At 68.2% G+C, this 14,602-nt stretch carries 17 protein-coding genes; 12 read left to right on the top strand and 5 right to left on the bottom strand.

Annotated features, from left to right (window positions below):
* From ABT313_RS43975 to ABT313_RS43960, 4 genes are read left to right on the top strand one after another with little or no spacing between them, the layout of a single operon-like run.
* Entirely contained in the window at positions 1–1,092 is a 1,092-nt protein-coding gene (locus tag ABT313_RS43975) for an alpha/beta hydrolase (RefSeq protein ID WP_350866931.1), read from the top strand.
* A complete protein-coding gene (locus ABT313_RS43970) occupies positions 1,052–1,798 on the top strand; it encodes an esterase family protein (RefSeq protein ID WP_350866929.1) in 747 nt (248 codons plus the stop codon). Before ABT313_RS43975 ends, ABT313_RS43970 begins: the two co-directional genes overlap by 41 nt.
* A gap of 12 nt (positions 1,799–1,810) precedes the next feature.
* Entirely contained in the window at positions 1,811–3,046 is a 1,236-nt protein-coding gene (locus tag ABT313_RS43965; RefSeq protein ID WP_350866928.1) for an ATP-grasp domain-containing protein, read from the top strand.
* A gap of 5 nt (positions 3,047–3,051) precedes the next feature.
* Positions 3,052–3,936: an amidohydrolase family protein gene (locus ABT313_RS43960; RefSeq protein WP_350866926.1), complete on the top strand. Its 885-nt coding sequence runs from the start codon at positions 3,052–3,054 to the stop codon at positions 3,934–3,936.
* Here the strand turns inward: ABT313_RS43960 and ABT313_RS43955 are convergent.
* The 3 genes from ABT313_RS43955 to ABT313_RS43945 are packed head-to-tail and all read right to left on the bottom strand — an operon-like array spanning position 3,904 to position 5,692.
* The gene (locus tag ABT313_RS43955; RefSeq protein WP_350866925.1) at positions 3,904–4,569 is read right to left on the bottom strand and encodes a cation diffusion facilitator family transporter; all 666 of its coding nucleotides are present in this window, start codon (positions 4,567–4,569) and stop codon (positions 3,904–3,906) included. The genes ABT313_RS43960 and ABT313_RS43955 overlap by 33 nt on opposite strands.
* Complete coding sequence (locus ABT313_RS43950; protein WP_350866924.1) at positions 4,562–4,939, bottom strand: ArsR/SmtB family transcription factor; 378 nt, start codon at positions 4,937–4,939, stop codon at positions 4,562–4,564. Before ABT313_RS43950 ends, ABT313_RS43955 begins: the two co-directional genes overlap by 8 nt.
* Positions 4,940–4,972: 33 nt before the next feature.
* Positions 4,973–5,692: a TRM11 family SAM-dependent methyltransferase gene (locus ABT313_RS43945; RefSeq protein WP_350866923.1), complete on the bottom strand. Its 720-nt coding sequence runs from the start codon at positions 5,690–5,692 to the stop codon at positions 4,973–4,975.
* Positions 5,693–5,868: 176 nt separating this feature from the next.
* Here ABT313_RS43945 and ABT313_RS43940 point away from each other — a divergent pair, with 176 nt between their 5' ends.
* The 4 genes from ABT313_RS43940 (at position 5,869) to ABT313_RS43925 (ending at position 9,464) form a co-directional block, all read left to right on the top strand.
* A complete protein-coding gene (locus ABT313_RS43940) occupies positions 5,869–6,321 on the top strand; it encodes a GNAT family N-acetyltransferase (RefSeq protein WP_350866921.1) in 453 nt (150 codons plus the stop codon).
* Between the two features lie 2 nt (positions 6,322–6,323).
* Positions 6,324–7,049 (top strand): class I SAM-dependent methyltransferase, encoded by a 726-nt coding sequence (locus tag ABT313_RS43935; protein WP_350866919.1) that lies wholly within the window; start codon positions 6,324–6,326, stop codon positions 7,047–7,049.
* Positions 7,050–7,060: 11 nt separating this feature from the next.
* Positions 7,061–7,429: a hypothetical protein gene (locus ABT313_RS43930; protein ID WP_350866917.1), complete on the top strand. Its 369-nt coding sequence runs from the start codon at positions 7,061–7,063 to the stop codon at positions 7,427–7,429.
* A gap of 226 nt (positions 7,430–7,655) precedes the next feature.
* Positions 7,656–9,464 (top strand): glycoside hydrolase family 2 protein, encoded by a 1,809-nt coding sequence (locus tag ABT313_RS43925; RefSeq protein ID WP_350866915.1) that lies wholly within the window; start codon positions 7,656–7,658, stop codon positions 9,462–9,464.
* Here ABT313_RS43925 and ABT313_RS43920 read toward each other — a convergent pair.
* A complete protein-coding gene (locus tag ABT313_RS43920; protein WP_350866913.1) occupies positions 9,449–10,534 on the bottom strand; it encodes a YeiH family protein in 1,086 nt (361 codons plus the stop codon). The genes ABT313_RS43925 and ABT313_RS43920 overlap by 16 nt on opposite strands.
* A gap of 83 nt (positions 10,535–10,617) precedes the next feature.
* On the opposite strand from ABT313_RS43920, the gene ABT313_RS43915 reads away from it, so the two are divergent.
* Positions 10,618–11,397 carry a GntR family transcriptional regulator gene (locus ABT313_RS43915; RefSeq protein ID WP_350866911.1) on the top strand — a complete coding sequence of 260 codons (780 nt, stop codon included), beginning with the start codon at positions 10,618–10,620 and terminating at the stop codon, positions 11,395–11,397.
* On the opposite strand, the gene ABT313_RS43910 is transcribed toward ABT313_RS43915, so the two are convergent.
* Complete coding sequence (locus ABT313_RS43910; protein ID WP_350866909.1) at positions 11,385–12,296, bottom strand: LysR family transcriptional regulator; 912 nt, start codon at positions 12,294–12,296, stop codon at positions 11,385–11,387. The two genes, ABT313_RS43915 and ABT313_RS43910, sit on opposite strands and share 13 nt — an antisense overlap.
* Positions 12,297–12,402: 106 nt before the next feature.
* On the opposite strand from ABT313_RS43910, the gene ABT313_RS43905 reads away from it, so the two are divergent.
* Genes ABT313_RS43905 through ABT313_RS43895 form a run of 3 tightly spaced genes read left to right on the top strand, consistent with a single transcriptional unit; the run spans position 12,403 to position 14,598 of the window.
* On the top strand, positions 12,403–13,113 hold the full coding sequence (locus ABT313_RS43905) for an SDR family NAD(P)-dependent oxidoreductase (RefSeq protein ID WP_350866907.1): 711 nt from the start codon (positions 12,403–12,405) through the stop codon (positions 13,111–13,113).
* Positions 13,114–13,171: 58 nt separating this feature from the next.
* Complete coding sequence (locus ABT313_RS43900; protein ID WP_350866906.1) at positions 13,172–14,251, top strand: YbfB/YjiJ family MFS transporter; 1,080 nt, start codon at positions 13,172–13,174, stop codon at positions 14,249–14,251.
* Positions 14,248–14,598, top strand: a complete 351-nt coding sequence (locus ABT313_RS43895; protein ID WP_350866904.1) for an SgcJ/EcaC family oxidoreductase — start codon at positions 14,248–14,250, stop codon at positions 14,596–14,598. The genes ABT313_RS43900 and ABT313_RS43895 overlap by 4 nt, the downstream gene beginning before the upstream one ends.
* Positions 14,599–14,602 lie beyond the last annotated feature (4 nt).

The following is a 14,602-nucleotide window of genomic DNA, read 5'->3' as shown; positions in this document are numbered from 1 at the left end:
ATGCCCAGTTTCGTGAGCGCTGTCGAGGGGGCCGAGGTGGTGTTCCGCCTCGGTGACGCTCCGCATGCGTTCACCGGTGTCCGGCTGTGGCAGGAGCTCGGGCTTCCGGCCGAACAGCTCGAGTTCAAACCGGTCGACTACGGCTGGGAGCTGCGGCTGCCGCGTCCGTCGGTGCACCGGATGGAGTACCTGTTCGACATCGCCGACCTCGGGATGCGGACCGATCCGACCAACCCGCGGGTCGTCGGCGGCGCGTTCGGCGACCATTCCTGGCTGCCGCTGCCCGGGTACGTCGAGCCGTCGTGGATCTCGACCGAGCCGATCGCGTCGACCCTGGCCCCGCTCGTGGTCGACGCCCCGGTCGGGCCGATCGACGTGCAGGTCTGGGCCCCGGAGGGCATCGCGCCGACGTTCGAGCTGCCGCTGCTGCTGTCCCACGACGGCCCCGAATTCGCGGCGTACGCCGGTCTGACCCACTACGCGGGCGCTCTCGTCTCGGAAGGCACCCTGCCGCCGTTCCGGCTCGCCCTGATCCGCCCCACCTCACGGAACCTCTGGTACGCCGCGAACCCGCAGTACGCCGTGTCTCTGACGCAACACGTCGTCCCGGCCGTGCAAACGCAGTACCGGAGCCGGCGACCCGTGATGATGGGCGCGAGCCTGGGCGCGCTGGCGGCGCTGCATGCGGAGTGGAACTACCCGGGCACGTTCGACGGGCTGTTCCTGCAGTCGGGGTCGTTCTTCACGCCCGAGACCGATCCGCAGGAGTCGCGGTTCGAGTTCTACGGCAACGTGACGGCGTTCGTCGAGCAGGTGCTGACGGCAACCACGGCGCCCCGTCGCTCGGATGCAGGGACGCCGCTGGTGGGGATGACCGCCGGGACGACCGAGGAGAACGTGCACAACAACCGGGTGATGGCCGCGCGGCTGGCCGAGCTCGGCCTCGAGGTCACGCTCGACGAAACACCCGACATGCACAACTTCACAGCCTGGCGGGATGTGCTTCATCCTGATCTGACGGATCTTCTGCGGCAGACCTGGGGTGGGGCTGATGGAACGGGAGCAGGCCGAGTTGGAGGCACCGGGGCTTGACCGCCCCGGAACAGTGATCCGCTACGGGCATTTCGGCCGGCCGATGCTGGTCTTCCCGAGCGAGCAGGGGCGGGCCTGGGACTACGAGAACAACGGCATGGTCGACGCCGTCGCGGACCTGATCGAGGCCGGCCGGGTGAAGTTGTACTGCGTGGACTCCTACGACCATGTCAGCTGGTCCGACCGGAGCATCCAGCTCGAGGATCGGGCCCGCCGGCACGAGCTGTACGAGTCCTGGATCGTGAACCAGGTCGTCCCGGCGATCGGGGCCGACTCGCCCGGGGTCAGCGACATCATCACGACCGGCTGCAGCCTGGGGGCCTTCCACGCGTTGAACTTCGCGTTCAAGCGGGCCGACCTGTTCCCGGTCGCGATCTGTCAGAGCGGGAACTACGACGCGAGCAGCTGGCACGCGTGGGGCCAGCGCGGCGACGCGACGTACTTCAACAACCCGGCCGACTACCTGCCGAACCTGACCGGCGAGCATCTCGACTGGCTGCGGAAGCGCCTGTTCATCCTGCTGACCGTCGGCCAGGGCGACTGGGAGACCAACCCCACCGGCTCGTTGCCGTCCGCTCGCGCGACCGACAAGGTGCTGACCGAGAAGGGCATCCCGCATGAGCTGGACCTGTGGGGGTACGACGTAGCTCACGACTGGCCGTGGTGGCGACAGCAGCTCGCCCATCATCTGCCCCGATTCTGCTGAGGAGATTTCACCGTGGCGGACCGTTCGCGTCATCTGATCGGGTTGTTGCTCGGGGCCGAGGAGGACTGGCCGCAGGCGTTCGAGGCGTTGCTGCAGCGGGTCGGGCCGGTCTCCCTGGACGGGCACGAGCACGAGTTCGGGTCCCGGCGACTGACGATCGAGCCGTTCGACCTCAACGATCCGGTCCGGGTCGGACTGGTGATCGACCGGCTCGCGTACTGGTACTACCACCCGCGCGAGTGGCTGAAGAAGGCCGCACTGATGAACGGCACGTACCTGCTGAACTCCCCGTTCACGTTCCAGTCGATGGAGAAGCACTCGGCGTACTGCGCGATGCTCCGACTCGGGCTGAAGATCCCGCGGACCGTACTGGTGCCGTACAAGAACCCGGTCGACAACGTGCGCTGGGCGTACACGTCGGCGAAGTACAACCGGCCGTTCGACCTGGACGCGATCGCCGACGACCTGGGCTACCCGCTGTACATGAAGCCGTTCGACGGCGGCGGGTGGCGCGGGGTGTCGCGGATCAACAACCGCGACGACCTGCATCGTGCGTACGACGCGTCCGACGAGATGCTGATGCACCTGCAGGCCACGGTCGAGTACGACAAGTTCGCCCGCGCACTGTCGATCGGCGCCGAGACGATGGTGATGGACTTCCGCCCCGACGAGCCGATGCACAACCGGTACGCCGTCTCGCACGGCTTTCTCTCGCCGTCGGCCGGCCACCAGACAGTGGCGATCAGCCGCATCGTGAACGCGTTCTTCGGCTGGGAGTTCAACTCCTGCGAGATGCTCGTCGCGGGCGACGACGTGTACCCGATCGACTACGCCAACGCCTGCCCGGACGTCGCGGTCACCTCGCTGCACTACTACTTCCCGTGGGCGATCAGCGCGCTGGTCAAGTGGTCGGTGTTCTCGCTCGCCACCGGCCGCCGCAGCAAGGTCGACCTGCACACCGCGCGGTACTTCGAGATCGCGGACGACGAGTCCATGGACTACGACGCGAAGCTGGAGGCCTACCTGGCCCTCGCGGACGAGCACTTCGAGACCACGAAGTACCACGAGTGGTGTGCGGCTCATCTGGGCGACTTCGACCTCCGCGTCCGCGACTGGGTCGCCGGCCCCGACTTCGACCGGCTACTGCGCGAGACGGTCCTCGCGACGTATCCCGAGCACGAGCAGGAAAAGTTCCACGCCCACTTCAAGGGCCTGACCGACCTCTGGCTGGCCGATCAGGCAGGCTAGAGGGCGTGCGTGACGCAGAAGTACCGGCGTGGTGGCGGCGGCTCGGGCTGGACGGGTTGGTGGATGTGCATGTGCACTTCCTGCCGGACCGGGTGATGAATGCGGTCTGGGCGTACTTCGACCAGGCGTCGGAGCATTACGGGACCGCCTGGCCGATCACCTACCGGACGTCGGTCGAGGAGCGGTTGAAGACGCTGGATGCGTTGGGGGTTCGGGCGTTTCCGGCGTTGGTGTATCCGCACAAGCCGGGGATGGCCGCCTCGTTGAACGAGTGGGCCCGGGACTTCGCGGCGGTGACGCCCGGATGCGTGACGAGCGGGACGTTCTTTCCGGAGCCTTCGGCGGCCGGGTACGTCCGTGAGGCGTTGGAATTGGGGACGCGGATCTTCAAGGTCCACGTGCAGGTCGGCGACTACGATCCGCGGTCCGGTGAGTTGGACGACGTGTGGGGCCAGCTCGCCGAGGCCGGTACGCCGGTGGTCGTGCACTGCGGCTCGGGCCCGATCCCTGGCCGGCACACCGGTCCCGGGCCGATGGGTGAAGTGCTGCGGCGGCATCCCCGGTTGACTGCGGTGATCGCTCATCTCGGGATGCCGGAGTACGCCGAGCATCTCGCGCTCACGTCGTACCCGAACGTGCATCTGGACACGACGATGGCGCTGACGCCGTTCGTCGAGGCGATGATGCCGTTCCCTCGCTCGTTGGTCCCGCGGTTGGGCGACCTCCGGGACCGGATCGTGCTGGGGACCGACTTCCCGAACATTCCTTATGAGTACGCCGTGCAGCTCGGGGTTCTCGAGGGTTTGGACCTCGGTGACGACTGGCTGCGGGCGGTCTGCTGGGAGAACGGTGCGCGGCTACTCGGCCTTGCAGGGGCCGCCGAGGGGTGAGCAGCAGCCCTCGCCCCGCCAGGCCTCGACGCCTTCGCGGACTGCTACGCCGGCGATGATCAGGCCGGCGATCGGGTCCGCCCAGGACCAGCCGAGGGTGGCGTTGAGGAGCAGGCCGACCAGGAGGACCGCCGAGAGGTAGGTGCAGAGGAGAGTCTGGGTCGAGTCGGCGACGACGGCGTTCGATCCCAGGGCCTTTCCGGTTCGGCGCTGGGCCCAGGAGAGGAACGGCATCACGATCAGGGACGCGATCGCGAGGCCGATGCCTACCGGCGATGTGTGCGGGTCGGCGCCGGTGATCAGGGTGCGGACGGATTCGAAGCCGACGTACGCGGCCAGGGCGAAGAATGAGAAGGCGAGGAGGCGGAGGGCTCGGCGTTCGCGGGACTCCGGCAGGGGGTGGCGGAACTGCCAGAGGATGATCAGGCCGCTGGAGACCTCGACGACCGAGTCCAGGCCGAATCCGACCAGGGCGACCGAGCCGGCGACCAGGCCGGAGGTGATCGCGACGACGGCCTCGATGACGTTGTAGGTGACGGAGGCGCCGGCCAGCAGCTGTGCGCGACGGCCGAGGCGGCGGCGTTCGGCGGGGTCGACGGCCCAGGCTCGCCCCAGCTGAAGGGGTTCAGACATGGCTCGGCTCCGCGGTTTCAGTGTCGCTGACGGCGGTCAGGCCGTAGTTCGGGCAGAGGGCGACGGCGTCGCCGGTGAGGCCGAGGAGGCGTTCGGCCGCGGCGAGCAGGTCCATCGTCGCCTCGGGGTGCGACAGGCTGAACATCGATGCCCGCCCTTGGGGACGCGACTCGACCAGACCGCAGTCCCGCAGACAGGCGAGATGTTTGGACACCGTCGACTGCGCCAGCCCGAGGTGCTCGGTCAACTCGACAACGCGATGCTCGCCCAACGCCAGATGCCGCACGATCGCCAGCCGCGACCCGTCACTGAACCCATGGAACAAACAGGCCGCGACCGCCAGGTCCTCACTCACAGCACTCATCGTCATTTGGCGATGTTATCGCGAGTTGGCTGATGATGGCTACCTCGTGCGGGTCAGGATGTAGGCCGTCGGGGTAGCGCCGTTGTACTTGAGCAGGCGTTGGCGAACCACCTTGAGACCCCGCTGCCGGTGGATCGCGTTCTCGAGCAGGCGTTTGTCCTCGGTCAGCAGAACGGCGCGGCCGTCTGCGGTGAGGACTCGATCGAGCTCGCGCAGGACCGCTGGGTAGAGCGTGCGGTTGAGCTCATGACTGCCGACCTGCTTGCCGAACGGGAGATTCGTGACGACTCGATCCACGCTCCTGTCTTCCAGCGGAAGCGCCTCCGCCTCGGCTCGGGCGAGCCGGCGGCACCCGTTCGTGGCTGCGATCCCGAGCGCGTGCCGGTCGTGATCCGTTCCGACGACGTGCGCGGCCGGCGTACGACGGCGTACCGCCAGAAGGATCGTTCCCGTACCGCAGAACGGGTCGAGGACCTGATGACCAGGCTGGATCTTCGCCAGCCGGACGATGACCTCGGCAACGACCGGATTTGTTGACCAGGGCAACCGTTCCAGCGGACCGAAGCGCCGCATCCAGGTGTGTGGACCGGCCGAGAAATAGAGGCCGCAGGCAAGGAGTTCGTCGAGTGGACCGTCGACCGTACAGGCGACGGTGTCGGCGGACAGGCGGCGGATCGAACAGACGGACGGCATACCGCGCAGCTCCTCGACGAGGAGGTCTCCGGCGCCGTCGATGGTACGCAGGACAAGGTCGGGCACAGCAGTGCTCCTGAAGGTCGCGATCGACAGAACAGTCGAAGCGCGGCGTACGCACGACCCAGCCGCCGACCCCACTCCGGGATCGGCTCGGCGGGCGCGCCTACGCCTTCAGGAACACGACATCGACGGCAGGGTATTCGGTCGCGCCACGGACCCTCATCTGATTTTGTTGCGGGATGGCAGACGTGGAGGAACGATCACCGGAAGACGCCGAGCTGGCCGTCCTGTTGAAGGCGGCGTTCGACGAACTCGTCACGCGGAACGGCGCCGAGGGCCGGACCCAGGTGAAGGACGGCGCGCGGTACTTCGTGGCGCTCGACGACGATGGACAGGCTGTCGGGTGCGGCGCCCTGCAGGTGTTCGGGCCGGGCACCGCTCATCCGGGTGATGCGGAGATCAAGCGTGTCTACGTGATGCCGGGCGCCCGCGGTCGTGGGTATGCGCGCAAGTTGCTGGCTGCGCTGGAGGAGGCGGCCCGATCGGCCGGGCATCCTGCTATCCGGCTGACCACTGCGGAGCAGCAGCCGGAGGCGATCGCGCTGTACGAGTCGAGCGGCTACGCGCGGACGGCTCCGTGGGGCAAGTACGTCAACGAGCCACTTGCCCGCTGCTACGGAAAGGTTCTCTGAGCATGGCGCGCCTCCACACGGTCGATCAATTGCTCGACGTCCTTGATCAGGTGGTGGGGGCGAGCGGTCGGGGTGATCGATCGCACGCGTCCGCCGCGGAGTACTGGACCGGGTTGCTCACGACTCCCGGGCATCCGCTGACGAGCCCGCTGCCGGACGAGCCGATGGTCGATTGGAACGAGCGCGGCCTGCTGGGCGACCTCGCCGGCGCCCGCGTGCTCGACGTCGGGTGCGGCGGCGGCCGCAACACCCGGTGGTTCGCCGAGCAGGGCGCAATCGTCGAAGGCGTCGATCTCGCAGCCGAGCTCCTCGACACGATCCGTCCGACCATGCCTGCATCGGTGTCGTTGACGGCTCTCGACGTACTCCGCGATCCGCTGCCCGCAGGCCCGTTCGACCTGGTCTACGACTCGGGCTGCTTCCACCACATCGCGCCACACCGCCGCATCACCTACCTCGAGCGCGTCCTCCCACACGTCCGCCCCGGCGGCCACTTCGCAATCGTCACCTTCGCCGCGGAACGCATGGACGCCCCGACCGACCTCGACGTCGTCATGACGGGCGACACCTACGGCGGAATGACGTTCTCCCTACAAGACCTCCGCAGGATCTTCAGCACCCTCACCCCGGTCGACCTCCGCGCCGTGAACCCCGACCGCGCCGACACGTTCGGTCCCGACTTCCTCAATGCCGCGCTGTTCACGAAGGTGGACCCTTCGGCCCTTTAGCGTGGTAGCCCGTGTCCGGACGATCCACGGCGCTGCCGATCGGCGCGCTGGCGTTGGCCGGGGCAGTCATCGCCTACTGGATCCGGTACCACGAGCGCCAGAACTGGCTACACACCGTAGTCGCCACAAAGTGCCAGCACGTGCCGCCCCTTCCACACGTCGGCGCGGTGACCGTTGCCGGGCTGGTCCTCTGCGTGATCGCAGCCGCCTACTTCGTCGCCGCCACGCCGCGATCCCGTCCGGCCTTCCAAGCGCTCGCAGCTCTCCTACTGGTCACCGCCGTCCTCGGCGCGGCCGGCGGCGCGTTGGTTCTGTTCGACACCCCCACCAAAACCAGCGACGGCCTCGACGGCTCCGGCTTCCCCTGCCCCAGCGGCTGACCGGAGCCGTCCGATCAGCAGGTGCCGCCCGAGCACTAGTACGCGCAGTCCGTGTAGTACCCGTACTTGCCGTTCTTCCCCAGCGAGACGCAGAAGTTCGTGTAGTACCCCTCCTCGAGGTCATGACCAGCGGTCACAGCGCCGCAGAAACTGACCGTTGCCCGGGCTATTTCAACGTTGTAAAGTGCTCGTGTCCTGCCACCAGATCAGCTTCACGGGAGAGTTCATGTCGCAGCCTCGTGCGGAGTATCCGCGTCCGCAGTTCGTTCGTCCGGAGTGGGTGAATCTCAACGGTGACTGGCAGTTCGAGATCGACCGGTCGGACTCCGGGTTGGAGCGCGGGCTGCGGGAGCGGGAGCTGACGCAGCGGATCGTCGTACCGTTCGCGCCGGAGTCCGAGTTGTCCGGGGTCGAGGACGTCGACTTCCTGGAAGCGGTCTGGTACCGCACCACGGTCACGATCCCCGCCGACTGGGCCGGCAAGGAGGCGGTGCTGCACTTCCAGGCGGTCGACCACGATGCGACCGTCTGGGTGAACGACGTCGAGGTCGTCCGGCACCGCGGCGGGTTCACACCGTTCAGCGCCAACCTCCGCCACGTCGCCGCCCCCGGCGAGGAGGCGACCATCGTCGTCCGCGCGCGCGACAGCCACCGCGGTCCGCAGGCGCGCGGCAAGCAGAGCCAGCTGTACTTCAACCACAGCTGCCTCTACACCCGCACCACCGGCATCTGGCAGACCGTCTGGCTCGAAGCAGTGCCGACGGTGCACCTGAAGCGCCCGCGCATCACCCCGGACGTCGCCGGCTCCAGCTTCCACCTCGAAGTACCGGTCTCCGCGAACAAGCCCGGCCACAAGATCCGCGCCACCCTCAAGGACACCGACGGCGAAGTCACGACTGCCGAGGTCCGCGCCGACCTCGACCTCGCCCCGCGCCTGACCCTGCAGGTCCCGGCCGACCGGGTCCGCCTCTGGGACACCACCGACCCGCACCTGTACGACGTACACCTCGAGCTGATCGATGCCGACGGCAACATCATCGACCAGGCCGACTCGTACGCCGGTCTGCGCTCGGTGAGCATCAACGGCAAGGCGATCCTGATCAACGGCAAGCACGTGTACCAGCGGCTCGTGCTGGACCAGGGGTACTGGCCGGAGAGCCTGATGACGGCGCCGTCCGAGGAGGCGCTGGTCCGCGACATCGAGCTCAGCCTGGCGGCCGGGTTCAACGGCGCACGCCTGCACCAGAAAGTGTTCGAGGAGCGCTTCCTGTACCACGCGGACCGGCTGGGCTACCTGGTCTGGGGCGAGTTCGGCGACTGGGGCTCGGGCGTCGGCCACACCGACACCGACAACCAGCAGCCGACGGCGTCGTACGTCGCGCAGTGGCTCGAGGCGGTCGAGCGCGACTACAGCCACCCGAGCATCGTCGGCTGGTGCCCGCTGAACGAGACCCACCAGCTCCTGCACGACCGGATCACCCAGCTCGACGACGTCACCCGGGCGATGTTCCTGGCCACCAAGGCCGCGGACACGAGCCGTCCGGTGCTGGACGCGTCCGGCTACAGCCACCGCGTGCCGGAGACCGACGTCTGGGACTCGCACAACTACGAGCAGGACCCGGCCAAGTTCGCCGAGCAGATGGCGGACCTGGTGAACAACAAGCCGTACGGCAACACCGGCGGCCCCGAGGGCAAGCCGATCTCGCTCGCGTACGACGGCCAGCCGTACTTCTGCAGCGAGTTCGGCGGCATCTGGTGGAACGCCGAGAAGGCCGCCGCCGGGAAGAGCGGGAACTCCGCCGACTCGTGGGGCTACGGCCAGCGGGTCGCGGACGAGGAAGAGTTCTACACCCGCTTCGCCGGCCTGGTCGACGCCCTGCTCGACAACGAGCTGATGTTCGGCTACTGCTACACGCAGCTGACCGACGTCTTCCAGGAAGAGAACGGCATCTACAACTTCGACCGCTCCAACAAGCTCGACGTACCGCGCATCAAGGCAGTCCAGGACCGCCAGGCAGCCTACGAGAAAGACTGAAGCCCGAGGCTTCCGACCGCGACCAGGACCCACAGGATCGCTCCGAGCAGGAGCGGTCTGGGTCCTGCGTCGCGGAGTTCGCGCGGTCGCAGTGATAGTCCGATTGCAACTAGTGCGGATGTGATTAGTGTGCTGCCGATGATCGTGAGGGTCGGCAGCCAGGACTCGGGTACGACGCCGGCCGAGCGAAGCCCCGCGGCGGCGATGAACCCGATCAGGAACAGCGGGACGAGCTTGCGCCACGGCAGCGGCTTGCGAATCGAGGTCGTGGCGCCGTCGTACGAACCCTCCCCGGCAGCGTCGAGCGCACGCGCCGCGCGGTTCTCGCGCCGGATCTTCAGCGCGACCAGCGTCAGCACGATCGGGATCAGAGTCAGCGAACGGGTCAGCTTGACCACGATCGCCTGGTCCCCGGCAGCCTGGCTGTACGCGTACCCGGCCGCGACGACGGACGACGTGTCGTTGACCGCCGTACCGGCCCACAGCCCGAAGGATTCCGAGCTCATGCCGAGCAGGTGGCCGAGCGGCGGGAACGTCAGGACCGCGACGATGTTGAACGTGAAGATCGTCGCCATCGCATAGGCGACCGACGAACGCCGAGCCCCGATCGCGGCGGTCGCGGCGGCGATCGCCGAGCCACCGCAGATCGCCGTACCGACACCGATCAGAGTCTGGGTATCCCCGCGTACGCCGAGCAGCCGCCCGAAGAACCACGCTCCGCCGAGAGCCAGCGCGAGCGTGCCGAGCATGACCGGCAGCGACGAGACTCCGACACGGGCGACCTGCTGGAGAGACAGCCCGGTTCCCAGTACGACGATCGACAGCTGGAGCAGTGTCTTCGACGCGAAGTCGTACCCCGGGCGGCAGGCCTCGCTGCGGAGCGGCCGGATGAACAGACCGGCGATCACACCGAGCACGATCCCGAAGACAGGTCCGCCCACGACAGGCACCAGCCGCCCGAGCGGGACCGCCACTGCGGTGATCACCAGGACAGCAGCCAGGCCGGGTATCCGGGACGGCGGTTTCGGGGCAGTAGTAGAGGTGTGCCGTGGCCTAACCTCAAGGTGCACCACTGAGCCCGGTCCTTCCCGCCGAAATGTACGCACATTTACGGTAGGAGATGACCGGACATTTGGCAACCCGGAAGGAACGGATGAGCGTGGGCAGGCTGGACCGTGCTGGCGGGGGTCCGCTGTGGAAGCAGCTGCAGGAGGATCTGGTCCGGCGGCTGCGCTCCGGCGAGTTCGACGACGCCTTCCCCGGGGAGCTCGCACTGGTCGACGAGTACGAGGTCAGCCGGCACACCGTTCGCCAGGCGCTGGTTCAACTCCGCACCGACGGGCTGATCATCGCCGAGCGCGGACGCCAGCCGCGGGTCGCGACGGTGCCGGAGATCCGGCAGCCGATGGGCGCGCTCTACAGCCTGTTCTCGTCGGTCGAGGAGTCCGGCCTCCCCCAGCGCAGCGCCGTACGCGCGCTCGACGTCCGCGCCGACGGCGTGATCGCGGCCCGACTCAACCTCGACGGCTCCACCCCACTGCTCTACCTCGAGCGCCTTCGGTACGCCGGTGACGAGCCGCTCGCGCTCGACCGCGTCTGGCTCCCCGCGACCCTCGCCGAACCGTTGCTGGACGCCGACTTCACCCACACCAGCCTCTACAACGAGCTCTCCACCCGCACCGGCATCAGCCTGGACCACGGCCGCGAAGACATCCGCGCCGTGAACCCGAGCCCGTCCGAGCGTGTGCTCCTGCATTGCCCGGCCGACGCCGCGGTCTTCTCGATCGTCCGCCAAGGCACCGCGCAGAACCGCCTGGTCGAGTGGCGCCACACGCTGGTGCGCGGTGACCGATTCGCTTTGTCAGCAGAGTTCTCGGCCAACGCCGGCTACCGCCTGACACCGAGCACGACAGCCCTGTCTCAGGCCTGGTGAAACGGATCGTCCGCAGGTAGCCAGGATGTCGCCGGGTCGAAGTCGACCTTCACGTCCCGGGTCAGGGCGTCGACAGCCGCCAGTACGGCGGGACGCGACTCGTCCTGCCGTGCCACCAGCGCCCACGTCCAGACCGGAACCGGCTCGATCACCGGCCTGCGGACGAAACCGCGCGGCAACGGTGTCGCATCCCGTTTCGGCGAACTGACGATCGGCCGGCCCAACCGCCGTACGTGATCGAAGAAGGCCGGGCCGGTGATCCCGTGGTCCTCGATCCGCTCGACCGCGGCACCGGTCGCGCGGGCGAACTCGACGGCGTAGATGTTCCACGAGGCCCACGCCTCGGTGTCCGCGTCGACCAGCACGACCGTGTCCCGCGCCCGGACCGGCGCCTCGACGCCGGCCGAGACCGCGAACAAGCGGTCCGCCCCGAGCAGCCGGCCGGACAGTTCCTGCTCGGCCAGGTCGGTCGCACGAACCCAGCAGATCGCGAGGTCGATGCTCCCGTCCGCCACCCGCGCCGCCTGTGTGTGCGACGGCATCACCCAGGCGTCGACCAGCAGTTGCGCAACCCCGGACACCCGCTCGGCCAGATCCGGCGGCCGCCAACTCACGTACCCCAACCGCACCGGCTCGCTCGCCGCGAAGCCCCGCGCCGTGCGCCGCAGCGCGTCCGCCTGCTCGAGCAACGCCCGCGTCTGCGGCAGCAAGGTCTCGCCGTGGGCGGTCAACGTGACCGTACGGCGGTCGCGCTCGAACAACAGCACGCCGAGGTCCCGCTCGAGCGACTTGATCTGCTGCGACAACGACGGGCCGGCGATATGCAACCGGGCTGCGGCCCGGCCGAAGTTCAGCTCCTCGGCGACCGCCACGAAGTACCGCAACTGCCGCAGCTCCACCTGCCACAGCGTAGTAGGCCGAGCCTCCCAGCTGGGAGCAAAGCGGTCGTGGAAAAGCTCGCATGGTTCGACCACCATCGAACTAACAACCACGAGAAGGGGAACCATGAACCACCAGAAAGTCGCCGTGATCACCGGAGCGTCCCAGGGCATCGGGGCCGGCCTGGTCACGGCGTACCGCAAGCTCGGCTACGCCGTCGTCGCGAACTCGCGCACCATCACGCGCTCCGACGACCCGCTGGTACTGACCGTGCCGGGCGACATCGCCGAGCCGGGCGCCGGTGCGCGGGTGATCCAGCAGGGCCTCGACACGTTCGGCCGGATCGACACGCTGGTCAACAACGCGGGCATCTTCGTCGCGAAGCCGTTCACCGAGTACACCGACGAGGACTTCGACCGGATCTCCGGGATCAACCTGCGCGGCTTCTTCGACACCACCCGCGCCGCGATCGCCGCGATGCTGGAGAACGAGGACGGCGGGCATGTCGTCAACATCACCACCAGCTTCGCCGAGCACGCCTTCAGCACGGTCCCGTCCGCGCTCGCGTCGCTCACCAAGGGCGGGTTGAACTCGGCCACCAAGGCGCTCGCGATCGAGTACGCCGCGCGCGGGATCAGGTTCAACGCGGTGGCGCCCGGCGTCATCCGTACGCCGATGCACCCGGAGGAGACGCACGAGTTCCTGGCGGCGCTGCACCCGGTCGGCCGGCTCGGCGAGATCGAGGAGATCGTCGACGCGATCACCTACCTGGAGACCGCGAAGTTCGTCACCGGCGAGGTCCTGCACGTAGACGGCGGCCAGCAGGCCGGCCACTGACATGTCGACGACTGCCGCGGTCACAGAGAGGTTGACGGTCGGTCGACCCGCTTGGCAGTTGGCCGGGCGAGGGGCCGCGGCGTTGGCCGGCGGGATGGGGATCGGCCGGTTCGCGTACACGCCGATCCTGCCGATGATGCACGCCCAGGCCGGCCTGTCGCCGCGCCTCGGTGCGGCGCTCGCGACGGCCAACTACGCCGGCTACCTGGCCGGCGCGTTGGCCGCGATCGCCGTACCGCGGTTGGTCCACTCACGCTGGACACTCCGGCTGTCGATGCTCGTCCTCGCCGCGACGCTGGCTCTGATGCCGCTCGGTCGGAGCGGATCGCTCTGGATCGGACTGCGTTTGGTCGCGGGGATCGCGAGTGCGTTGGTCTTCGTGATCGCGGTCAGCGCCGTACTCCCCCGGCTGCACAGTCACCACGTCGGCTGGACCTTCGGTGGAGTCGGCGCCGGCATCGCGCTCTCCGGCGCAGTACTTGCCGGAGGCAACTGGCGTACGGCGTGGTGGCTCTCGGCCGCACTCACCATCGCCTGCACGATTCCGGCGTGGCACCTGACCGGATCCGGCGGCTCGGCAACTGTTGCGCACGGCACCAGATCGCGACACTTCAACGCCCTGCTGGCCAGCTATACATTGGAAGGCATCGGCTACATCATCGCCGGCACGTTCCTGGTTGCCGCGATCAACGAGACTGCAACAGGAGCCGTCGGCAACGGCGCGTGGATCGTCGTCGGCCTGGCCGCCCTGCCGTCGACCGCCCTGTGGGCCTGGTTGAGCCGCTCCTGGTCGCGATCGACGCTCCTCCTGGTCGCGCTGCTGCTCCAGGCAGTCGGCATCGCGCTACCGACCTTCGTCCACGGAGTCGCGGCGGCCCTGATCTCCGCGGCACTGTTCGGTGCGACGTTCCTGGGCGTCGCCAACCTCGCGATCGCGATCGGCGCCGAACTCGACGTACCGCACGCGGTCGCCGTCCTCACCACCGGCTACAGCCTCGGCCAGATCATCGGGCCGCTGGCCGTAGGCCCCCTGCTTCACAACGGATATCACCAGGCGCTCCTGGTCAGCGCCGGCGTCGTGGCACTCGCCGCGACCGCCGCACTCCTGGTCCGCCGCCAACCGAAGGAACTCACATGAACGACATCCTGTACGACGTCCTCGCCCAGTGGAAGTCAGGCATCGACGACCACGATCCGCACCGCGTGGCAGCGCTCTTCACCAAGGACGCGATCTTCCAAGGCCTGCATCCGTACGGCGTGGGCCGCGACGCCGTGGCGGAGTACTACGATTCGCAGCCGATCGGCCTCTCTGCGCAGTACAAACTGCTGGAGACCCGCCAACTCGCGGACGACATCGTCCTCGGCTACCTGGCCGTCGACTTCACGTTCACCGACCGGCCGACACTTCCGGTCAACCTGTTCGTCATTCTTCGGCGGACCGATGACGGCTGGCTCATCTCGCACTACCAGGTCTCGCGGTTGTAGATAC

Origin of the sequence: Kribbella sp. NPDC000426, assembly GCF_040300265.1 — a bacterium.
Taxonomy (GTDB): domain Bacteria; phylum Actinomycetota; class Actinomycetes; order Propionibacteriales; family Kribbellaceae; genus Kribbella.
This window is presented reverse-complemented; position numbering and strand designations above follow the sequence as displayed.

Excerpts from the sequence above, each read along its gene's own strand:
- ABT313_RS43970 (WP_350866929.1), top strand. The coding sequence starts at position 1,052 with ATGGAACGGGAGCAGGCCGAGTTGGAGGCACCGGGGCTTGACCGCCCC.
- ABT313_RS43905 (WP_350866907.1), top strand. The coding sequence starts at position 12,403 with ATGAACCACCAGAAAGTCGCCGTGATCACCGGAGCGTCCCAGGGCATC.
- ABT313_RS43940 (WP_350866921.1), top strand. The coding sequence starts at position 5,869 with ATGGCAGACGTGGAGGAACGATCACCGGAAGACGCCGAGCTGGCCGTC.
- ABT313_RS43955 (WP_350866925.1), bottom strand. The coding sequence starts at position 4,569 with ATGTCTGAACCCCTTCAGCTGGGGCGAGCCTGGGCCGTCGACCCCGCC.
- ABT313_RS43915 (WP_350866911.1), top strand. The coding sequence starts at position 10,618 with ATGAGCGTGGGCAGGCTGGACCGTGCTGGCGGGGGTCCGCTGTGGAAG.
- ABT313_RS43895 (WP_350866904.1), top strand. The coding sequence starts at position 14,248 with ATGAACGACATCCTGTACGACGTCCTCGCCCAGTGGAAGTCAGGCATC.
- ABT313_RS43935 (WP_350866919.1), top strand. The coding sequence starts at position 6,324 with ATGGCGCGCCTCCACACGGTCGATCAATTGCTCGACGTCCTTGATCAG.
- ABT313_RS43950 (WP_350866924.1), bottom strand. The coding sequence starts at position 4,939 with ATGACGATGAGTGCTGTGAGTGAGGACCTGGCGGTCGCGGCCTGTTTG.
- ABT313_RS43975 (WP_350866931.1), top strand. The coding sequence starts at position 1 with ATGCCCAGTTTCGTGAGCGCTGTCGAGGGGGCCGAGGTGGTGTTCCGC.
- ABT313_RS43925 (WP_350866915.1), top strand. The coding sequence starts at position 7,656 with ATGTCGCAGCCTCGTGCGGAGTATCCGCGTCCGCAGTTCGTTCGTCCG.